This window comes from Arthrobacter sp. GMC3 (assembly GCF_002929305.1).
Classification (GTDB): Bacteria; Actinomycetota; Actinomycetes; order Actinomycetales; family Micrococcaceae; genus Specibacter.
In genome coordinates, this window is sequence record NZ_PJIO01000073.1 from 1 (window position 1) to 747 (window position 747).

General features: G+C 51.3%; 2 protein-coding genes. Both read right to left on the minus strand.

Annotated features, from left to right (window positions below):
- Positions 1-230 (minus strand): hypothetical protein (locus tag CXQ94_RS23705; RefSeq protein WP_219817112.1); only part of this gene is annotated, 230 nt, incomplete at its 3' end.
- Positions 231-347: 117 nt separating this feature from the next.
- A partial coding sequence (locus CXQ94_RS23710) for a hypothetical protein (RefSeq protein WP_219817113.1) occupies positions 348-747 on the minus strand: 400 nt, incomplete at its 5' end.

A 747-nucleotide genomic window follows, 5' to 3' on the forward strand; every position in this document is an offset into this window, starting at 1 on the left:
GGCAGCTCCAGCGCACGGAACCAGTCGTACTCCAGTCCCTTAACCTGGGTGCCTTGCGGCGTGTAGTAATAGGTCTGCCGCTGCGTGGTGTCCCACTGCTCCAGATAATGCAGCGCTTCGGGCGCTTCGTACTCTGGAAGGTTCGGGTAGGCCACGAAATACAGCCCGCCCCCCACGACCAGCACGGCCAACAACAAGACAGCCGCCAGGGCTCGGCGCAGCAATCGCATCGGTACATCCTTGTAGCGTCATGGCGAGTGCGCGTTTATCGCAGGGTTGTGGGGTGATGGCAATAAGATGTCGTATGTTTTGCGCCGCAGGCAACAAGTAGTCGCTGCTTTAGGCAATTATTCAACGTCAAGCAGGTTTCCGCGCACGGAGGCTGGAATGCATGAGGTATAACTTAAGTATTTTGAATTTTTCTTCACTAGTATGCCGTGCTCGGGTATTTGGGCATCAGCCACTCTGTTAATTCTGGAGATAACCGTATACGAGTAGGCGCCATTGGTGAACGTGACAGAGTTACTCAGTTCGCTGCCGGTCGCGTTACCTATTGATAAGTCAACCTTACCCACTAATCTATTTAATTCAAGCTCGGGTGTGCGACCCGGATGCCCAAATTTATAGCTGATCGTATTGTTCTGTTTATATAGCTCTAGGGTTTTATCGGATTTCGATTTGCAGTAGAAAAATGGTGGTAGACGTTCCGTTGCTGCTGTAAGTGGAACAGTCAGCACCACGATAATA